Origin of the sequence: Ectothiorhodospira shaposhnikovii, assembly GCF_016584105.1 — a bacterium.
In the GTDB taxonomy this organism is placed as follows: domain Bacteria; phylum Pseudomonadota; class Gammaproteobacteria; order Ectothiorhodospirales; family Ectothiorhodospiraceae; genus Ectothiorhodospira; species Ectothiorhodospira shaposhnikovii.
Genome location: NZ_NRSM01000003.1, coordinates 173585 through 181622, shown reverse-complemented (window position 1 = coordinate 181622; position 8038 = coordinate 173585). Strand labels below are relative to the sequence as shown.

The window sequence follows — 8038 nt, the reverse complement described above, 5'->3', positions numbered from 1 at the left end:
GGTCTACTTTCCGAGCAGGGGGTGGGAAAACATGCATGTGGTGGGAGGTCTTAATCCCTTCTTCATCAGGGTCTACTTTCCGAGGACACCGCTTCGTGGAAGGGCCTGGCGCGTTTCTAGTCTTAATCCCTTCTTCATCAGGGTCTACTTTCCGAGTGCTCGACGCCAATAAGCATTCATAATCAATGAGTTACGAATGGGGTTCGCAAAGAAACCAGAAATCGCCGAGCGATGGTCCAAAACAGAGTGTCCTTGACTGACTACAGGCTCATCGTAGCCCACAATCCATCTCACCAACAAGCTGCGGCAAATCCGGATTCCAGATAGACCAACCACATTCATTCCCCAGGCCGCACCAAGCGGGCCAACCCGGGGCTGCGGGAAGACTCCAGATGCAGATTATCCGGCAGTACCCCCCTGCCCAAGGTGTATAGCTGTACCTTCTCCGGTATGGGGTACGCCCGCACATCGTCTTCCTTCGGCTTGATGTAGGTCTTGATATCCTGCATCAGGCGCCCCAATTGGGCGCTGCTGCCTTCAAAGTGGAATACCGAGTACTGCACCGGTTGGGCATGCTTTTTGAGGAACCGGTGCAGCCGCCCAAGGCGGCCTCGATCGGCGATGTCGTAGCAGATCAGCCAGGCCCGGGGCTTGGTCTGGCTCATGAATGATTCTCCACCTGCACATGGCGTTTGAGATCCCCCAGATGATGGTGGATCCGCACCTCGTGTCTCGCCGCCCAGCTCTCGAACATCAGGACCGCCTCGGCACCCTCTTCCACTTCCGCCGGCAAGGTGCCGCAGCACAGGTTCATTTCCGCCCAGAACAGATCGGCAAGATCCGTGGCCAAATTCATGGCCTCGCCACCAAAGTCCCAGTAGACCGGTTCCAGCCCCTCCATGTGCAGATGGCGGCAGACCAGGTTATGGCACCAGGCATGGGACTCGTCCACGAACAACAACGGCAAACGATTGTGACGTACATAATCGCGCTGCAATTGTTCGAATCCCGATGCGGACACTTCGCGACCAGCCGCACGCATCCTGCCGCGCCAGGTCAGCAATACCTCCATGCGCCGGTGGGCAATCCAGTTTTCATGCAGGATCTGCCATTCACAGCGCTGGAGATACATCTGCAACGCATCGTGGAGAAGACTGCCCTGATGCCTGGGCGGATAGACCGTACCCGCCACTTGATGATCATCCGTCACCCAGGTGATGGGGATGCCATGTTCCAGGCAGCGGCAGATGGCTTCGGAATCCCATCGCACTCGCCCGCCCGAGACAATGCGCTCCAGCCTGGAAAGCGGTAGATTTACCGCGGCATTCGCTCCCCTGATCCAGAGACTGGTCGGCCGTGCACGGACTTCCCGGGCTTCCGGTCCCAGCAGGTAAAGTGGCTTGCGGTCGGGAGCCGCCATTCGCGGCCGTGATGATGGGATGGATCGAGTCGCCATGCTGTTTCATGCCTCTTCAAAGGGGCTTTCAAGCCATTGCCGACCTTCATCCCGCAGATAGCGGGCCAGCTTGCTGCAACGCGCCCTGAGCCATCGGCGATGGGCGGTGCTCCGGGCTTCCCAGTGTTCGTAGAATCTCTGCCGCCCCGCTTTGCCCAGGAGGCAGGCATCGCCATCCTGGCTGAAGTAACTCACCCGGAGTACTTCGTTTCGAAACAGGGTCCAGACCCACTCGTCGATCACGGGTCGCATGGGTTCGATCAGATCGCTGGCCAGCGACTCCCTGCCTATGCTGGGACGGTGATAAAACCCGATCAAGGGGTCCAGACCTGCCACATGGGCGGCCCGCACGGCATCAAAGTGCAGCAGGGTATAGGCCAGGGAAAGGCAGGCGTTCACCGGATCTCTGGGCGGGCGCCGGTTTCTGCCCGTGAAGTTCAATGCAGGTGCAAACAGGGCAGTCAATCCCTGAAATGAGGCCCGGGCGGCGGCACCCTCCAGCCCCCTTAGACGAACGATATTCACCTCGCCATCGGAGAGTTCCACCTGGATACGCTCCAGGCTTTCAATCGCGCCGGTGAGCGCCCGACGGACATCCGGTCTTGCCAGCACTGCACGATTCAGCAGACGCAACTGCCGATGTAATTTGGCCTGCACCAGATCCCGGCTCCAGGCAAGGCAGAAGGCGTCATCCATCAATCGATGGACCTGGGCGATGCGGATGCCTGCGTCGTTGTGTTTTGGTCCCAGCACCAATGCCAGACGACGATGTGCCCTGGGACTCATAATTAATGTGGTTGCCCCGAATTCTCCCAAACGACCCAGGACGCCGGATTCCAGCCGGGTCTGTCGCCCCTGGATCACGACGCGCTCCAGCAGTTTCATCGGCACGGTACCCCGGCGCTCGCCCTCTTCATAGAGCGCCAGGGCCTCCCCATCGACACGCAGTTCCAGTTGAGCTCTGTCCAGAAACAAGGTCGCCATGACTGTCATCCCATATAAAAGAGTGTGGGGTCGTGGGGCTGCATGCCCTTGCCCAAGGTATGCACACGCCCGCGCGGGTCCAGACGCAGCAGCAGGAAGCGGTCTTCTTCTTCATCCAGGATCAGGGCCATGTCATGAAGCAGTTCGCGACGCTCGGCATCCGTCAGGAATACCTCGTGGACTGACTTCTGCCCACCCGTGGCATAGGCCCTGACCAGGGACAGGGCGGCGGACAGCCGGCCCCGCTCCGAGACGTCATACGCCGCCAGATAAAAATCCCGTTTCGCCATCCAGGTCACTCCCGGGCATCCGGATCACTGGATGGCAGTATGGACGTGGATAACCCCAGCGGAATGGATGGCAAGCTTGCCGCGTCTTCATGGCGCCGTGCCGAGATGCACACTCTCCCGCACTCGGACAGCACGGAGCGACACAAAACATGCAGATCACCTTTGGCCTTTACCTGGATGGGATGCCCCGGCGTACCGAAACGGCATTTGCAGGCCGGCTCGGGATGGGTCCGAAAAGGCTGCTGTCCCTGCTGGAAAACCGTCTTGATCTGGCTGGCGCGTTATTCTCAAGACCTGTCCGTATCGCAGCATGTCTTCGCGGCATACAGGCGATGGGCAACCCCGATCCTTGGTGGGTCCGTTCATATTCAGCGGATCCCTGGGCAACCGCGGAATATCTTCTGGACGCCAGGGATCGCTTGATACAGGCGGGATGGGACGGCATTACCCCTCTGGATGGCTCCCCTCGTCTACGGGCCTTGTCCAATCTGCCGGTGACAGACCTTGCCGGAGAAGCGGAACGCCTACGAAAGGTGCAGGATGCGCTTTTAGAGGGCCGGCAGTGCGGTATTCAGTGCCTTCGGCTGCAGACGCCCTACTCCCTGCTGCCCTATCCCTGGCGACGCATCGTGGACGCCCTGGCCGCGGGCAATACCCGCATCCTGGATCATGCCTTCCCGATTTCTCAGCCGGCGGGCCTGCCCCGGGGATATCCACCGGAGCACCCCGAGGTGGGCAAGGACGCCGTGGTCAGAGTTCTGGGCAGGAATGAATGGCAGTGCGCTGAGTATGTGGCGGCATGGCTTGCCGCCTCGACGAAACACAATGAAACAGTGAGCATCCTGTGCCTTGAGGATTCCCTCATCCTGGATCAGGCCTTGCAACGCCGGGGACTGCCAGGACTGGGGCAAGCTCGTGTTTCATCACTGTCGGCACACTTGCAGATTTTGCCTCTGCTGCTTGCAAACCTCTGGGCCCCCCTGGATACGGAAGCGTTTTACCCGTTGCTGCTGATGGATTGCTCTCCCATTCCCGATTTCGTGCGTTCTACACTGGTCCAGGCTCTGGAAAATGAACCGGGCGTAGGTGGTCCTGCCTGGAAAAAGGCGTGGGAAAGGATAGAACGTCAAGCCATGGACCTGGGCTGGAAGGCCGGCATCAACGGCGACCGTGAACAGATCCGGCATGAAATCAGGATATTGCACCACCAGTTGATGCTGGACCGACACGCACCGGAACCGGGTGCCCCCGTGGAAGCGGTAGCCATGCGTTGTCGCTGGATACTGGACTGGATCGCATCCTGCGAACTGGACCCGTCCATCAGGACAGACTTGACGGATCAGGCCCATGCATTGCTGGCCATCACCGAGGGTCAGAACAGGATTCCCCGTACGCGACTGGAACGCATGCTCCACAGCATCAACGAGTCGTTGGCAGGCGCGCCGATTGCGCCGGTGGAAACCACCACAGGGCAGGTGCTGAACCATCCAGGGCAACTGCTGGAAAGTTGCGAAACCTTGATCTGCTGGGGATTCACCGCACCTCGGCACCCGCAGGAAGTGGATCGCTGGACCGACGCGGAACTCAAGGCCATGCGGTCACATGGTCTGCAACCCACGCTACCCACGGACACGTTCCACTTGGAATCCCACGCATGGCGACAGGCCTTGTCACGCTGCCGGAATCATCTGCTGCTGGTACAACCGGAAAGAACGGCAGGCGTGGATACGGGCAATCACCCATTTCTGGACGAGCTGCAAAGCCTTACCCCCGTCCGCGACTGCCACTGCGATGAACTGCTGCAGCCCCATTCCCCTTGGGTGATGGGCCGGAGGGTGATTGTGGCACCCGCGCCGGATCAGCCGCTTTCCGCGCCACGGGCCATCCATCAACTGCCAGACGGGGCCACTCGTCGTCCCACGCATTTTTCCTACAGCACCTTACGGGATTTTCTGGCTTGCCCGATGAAGTGGTGCCTGCAACACCAGGTCGGACTGGTCAGCCCTGCCCTGCTGGCGCGCCAAAGCGATGCGTCGGTTCAGGGAAGGCTATGCCACCGGGTGATTGAATCCTTGTGCAGTCACCCTCATGTGAGCCGGTTCACGCCACGGCAAGCCGCGGATCGGGCGATGCTTCTGTTTGATTACTGGGCTTCCATACTGGCTCCCGAACTGATCTTGCCCGGTCAGGAAATACGTCTGGAGCGGGCCAGACAGGCAGCGACAAAGTCGGCCTTTCATCTCTTTGATCATTTACGAAAGACCGGGCAACGGATCGAATCCGTGGAATGCACGCTGTCCGGTCTGGCGGGAGACATCGGTTTTTCCGGTCGAGCCGATCTGATCCTGGCGGATGGGCTGGGGCGTCGCCGTGTGCTGGACCTCAAATGGTCGGGCTCGGACCGCTACCTGCGCGAGGAAATCGATCGCGGTGAGACGCTGCAACTGGCCATGTACGCCTGGTTGCTCGGTACGGACCCGGAATCACCAAACGTGGGGTCGGGCTACTTCATGCTGAACCAGTGCGAATACCTTGACGCCGGCTTCAACGATCCGGCAACACCCGCCTCTGCCGGGGTAAACCCGCAAGTCATCTGGGAACGGGCCTGGGTCACCTTGCAGGAGCGCATGGCCGCATGGCAGGAAGGTCGCCTGGAGGCCAGTGGCATCCGTGCATGGGCCACCCAGCACACCCCCGAGATGACCAACGAGGGTGACGAACCCCATCCGGATCAGCAACCGGAAGAGGATACGGGCCTACACCTGTCGCCACCCTGTCATTTCTGTGAATTTGACGCATTGTGCGGCCTCAACCGGAGAGATGAAGCATGAATGGCATCAAACTCATCAATGCCGGCGCCGGCACGGGCAAAACCTTCCATCTGGTTGGGGAAGCACTCTCGGTTCTGGATACGGGACTGCCCGCCGACGGCCTGCTGATCACCACGTTCACCCATCGGGCGGCAACAGACATTCGACAACGTCTGCGCCGCGCCCTGTTTGCTTCCGGGAAGACAGACGCTGCCCAAGCTGTGCTGGGCGGCCTGGTCGGCACGGTGAACAGTGTCTGCCATCGCTTGCTGTGCGAGTACGCCATGGAAGCGGGTCTTTCACCCCGCCTGCAGGTGCTGGATGAACAGGAATCCAGTGACCTGTTTCGCATCGCCACCGCGGAAGCACTGGAGCAACATGCCGTGCGACTGGAACCGGTCGCACGGCGCCTGGAAAGGGATGGCGGCGGTTCAGGCCATGCCCGCCGTCCCGACTGGCGCGACGATGTCATGGCCGTGGTATCCCTGGCCAGGAGCAACCTCATGAATGAGGCTCAGCTCCGGCAAAGTGCGCAACAATCCTGGCAAGGACTGGCCAAGGCACTGGGGTCGGCGGACATGGCATCCCCTGACCAACAGCTTGATACCATCCTGCCGGAAACCGTTTCCGCCCTGCTGAACCTGCGCTCAACGAAAAAAGCCACACAGGAAGCCCTCCGGGTCGTTCAACCCTGCCTGAACAGGGTCCATCGCGGCGAAGCACTGGCCTGGACGGAATGGGTGCGGTTTGCCAAGCTCAAACCGGCCAAGGAAGGGCAACACTGGGTGGCCCCCCTCAAGGCCCTGGGTGAACAGGTGCTCTCCCAGCCCGGATTGCATGAAGATCTGCAGGCCCTGATACACGGCATCTTCGACTGCGCCACGCAGGCACTGGATCTGTATCAGGACTATAAACGGCGCCATGGTCTGGTGGATTTTATTGACCAGGAAAACCTGATCCTGTCCATGATGGAACAACACGCCGATTTCCGGGAAGCCATCCATGCCCGTGTACAACAGATTCTGGTGGATGAATTCCAGGACACCAGCCCCATCCAGCTTGCCCTGTTCCTGGCACTGGATAACCGGGTGGGCCGCTCGGTATGGGTCGGCGACCCCAAACAGGCAATCTATGGCTTTCGCGGCGCCGACTACCCCTTGATGGACCAGATCACCACCCAAGTGCGACAGACGCAGTCCCTGACCACTTCATGGCGCTCAAGGGCACGTCTGGTGGACTTCTGCAATGCCGTCTTCACCCGGGTATTCCATGAACGCAGCCCAGAGGATATCTCCCTTGATCTGCCGCCGGGCAAGGATGCGGAGGGTGGATGGCTCGAAGCCTGGCATCTGCATGGCCGCAGTGGCGATGAGGCGAACCGGGCATTGGTAAAAGGCATCGTCCAGTTGCTGGAACAACGCCCGGAACTACAGCCCGGCGATCTGGCCGTGCTGTGTTTTCAGAATAGCCACTGTCAGTCAGTGGCCGCGGCTCTGGAGGCAGCAGGCATTCCCGCCTCGGCACAGCAGGGCCGCCTGATGGAAGCCACCGAATGCCGTCTGGCCCTGGCTGCCCTGCGCTACTGGCAGGACGCCGGCGACACGCTGGCGCTTGCGGAAATCGTGGCGCTTTCACGCCAACATCCTGCCAACGCGTCATGGCTGGAAGCATTGATCACCGACGATGCCCGGGCCCTTGATGACTGGCGCCGGGATCCGCTGATCCAGGCATTGGAGGATTCCCGATCCCGGTGGGCCGTCAAGGCTTCACCCACCGACGCACTGCTCATGGCCATGGAAGCCATCCACCTGATTCCCACAGTACAGGCATGGCACCGCCCCCTGCGAAGAATGGCCAATCTGGATGCCCTGCGAGGCTGTTGTCTGGCCTATGAGGCGCGCTGTCGGCTTTACCACCGACCGGCGACCCTGGCGGGTCTGATCCGCCATCTGCAACGGGACGAAACCAGGCAACCCCCTTTGCAGGGCGATCAATCGGTCCAGGTCATCACCTATCATGGCGCCAAGGGACTTGAATGGCCGGTGGTGATATTGACCGATCTGGACCGGGAAATATCGGGATCGGGTTTCGGCGTGAGCATGACGGCTTCAACCGGTCTGGATCTGAACCATCCACTGGCCGGTCGAACCATCCACTACTGGCCCTGGCCGTTTGGCACCCAGCAACGCTTTGATCCCCTGGAACAGCGTCTATCCAGCCAGCCCGAACACCGGGAAGCCATCGACCGGGCTGGAGATGAGGCCAGGCGCTTGCTTTATGTGGGAATGACTCGGGCAAGGGACGGGATGATCCTGGCCCTGCGCAGACAGGTCTGCAAGTCATCGTCCAAACTGAACACCCGCTGGCTGGACGAACTGGTGGACGAGAAAGGCATTGCGGTGCTTGATCTTGACCTGGAACCGGGGGAGCAGCCGGTGACCATTGGCAATACTCCCATACCGATCAACGTAAAACACCTGATCTAAGGCTGGAATGCC

6 protein-coding genes are annotated in these 8038 nt (G+C 60.4%); 2 read left to right on the top strand and 4 right to left on the bottom strand.

The window, feature by feature from the left end; genetic code table 11:
• Nucleotides 1-338: 338 nt before the first annotated feature.
• Genes cas2 through CKO35_RS03120 form a run of 4 tightly spaced genes read right to left on the bottom strand, consistent with a single transcriptional unit; the run spans nt 339 to nt 2730 of the window.
• Nucleotides 339-665 (bottom strand): CRISPR-associated endonuclease Cas2, encoded by a 327-nt coding sequence (gene cas2 / locus CKO35_RS03135; protein ID WP_200172521.1) that lies wholly within the window; start codon nt 663-665, stop codon nt 339-341.
• On the bottom strand, nt 662-1456 hold the full coding sequence (locus CKO35_RS03130; protein WP_200172514.1) for a CRISPR-associated endonuclease Cas1: 795 nt from the start codon (nt 1454-1456) through the stop codon (nt 662-664). The genes cas2 and CKO35_RS03130 overlap by 4 nt, the downstream gene beginning before the upstream one ends.
• A 6-nt stretch (nt 1457-1462) precedes the next feature.
• Nucleotides 1463-2440 (bottom strand): CRISPR-associated endonuclease Cas1, encoded by a 978-nt coding sequence (cas1, locus tag CKO35_RS03125; RefSeq protein WP_200172512.1) that lies wholly within the window; start codon nt 2438-2440, stop codon nt 1463-1465.
• A gap of 5 nt (nt 2441-2445) precedes the next feature.
• Nucleotides 2446-2730, bottom strand: coding sequence for a CRISPR-associated endonuclease Cas2 (locus tag CKO35_RS03120; protein WP_200172510.1), 285 nt, complete (start codon nt 2728-2730; stop codon nt 2446-2448).
• A 149-nt stretch (nt 2731-2879) separates the two neighbouring features.
• Here CKO35_RS03120 and CKO35_RS03115 point away from each other — a divergent pair, with 149 nt between their 5' ends.
• Both CKO35_RS03115 and CKO35_RS03110 read left to right on the top strand, forming a co-directional pair.
• Nucleotides 2880-5561 (top strand): PD-(D/E)XK nuclease family protein, encoded by a 2682-nt coding sequence (locus tag CKO35_RS03115; RefSeq protein WP_200172507.1) that lies wholly within the window; start codon nt 2880-2882, stop codon nt 5559-5561.
• Nucleotides 5558-8026 carry a UvrD-helicase domain-containing protein gene (locus tag CKO35_RS03110; protein ID WP_200172505.1) on the top strand — a complete coding sequence of 823 codons (2469 nt, stop codon included), beginning with the start codon at nt 5558-5560 and terminating at the stop codon, nt 8024-8026. The genes CKO35_RS03115 and CKO35_RS03110 overlap by 4 nt, the downstream gene beginning before the upstream one ends.
• Nucleotides 8027-8038: the final 12 nt, after the last annotated feature.

Excerpts from the sequence above, each read along its gene's own strand:
- CKO35_RS03110 (WP_200172505.1), top strand. The coding sequence starts at position 5,558 with ATGAATGGCATCAAACTCATCAATGCCGGCGCCGGCACGGGCAAAACC.
- cas1 (WP_200172512.1), bottom strand. The coding sequence starts at position 2,440 with ATGGCGACCTTGTTTCTGGACAGAGCTCAACTGGAACTGCGTGTCGAT.
- CKO35_RS03130 (WP_200172514.1), bottom strand. The coding sequence starts at position 1,456 with ATGGCGACTCGATCCATCCCATCATCACGGCCGCGAATGGCGGCTCCC.
- cas2 (WP_200172521.1), bottom strand. The coding sequence starts at position 665 with ATGAGCCAGACCAAGCCCCGGGCCTGGCTGATCTGCTACGACATCGCC.
- CKO35_RS03115 (WP_200172507.1), top strand. The coding sequence starts at position 2,880 with ATGCAGATCACCTTTGGCCTTTACCTGGATGGGATGCCCCGGCGTACC.
- CKO35_RS03120 (WP_200172510.1), bottom strand. The coding sequence starts at position 2,730 with ATGGCGAAACGGGATTTTTATCTGGCGGCGTATGACGTCTCGGAGCGG.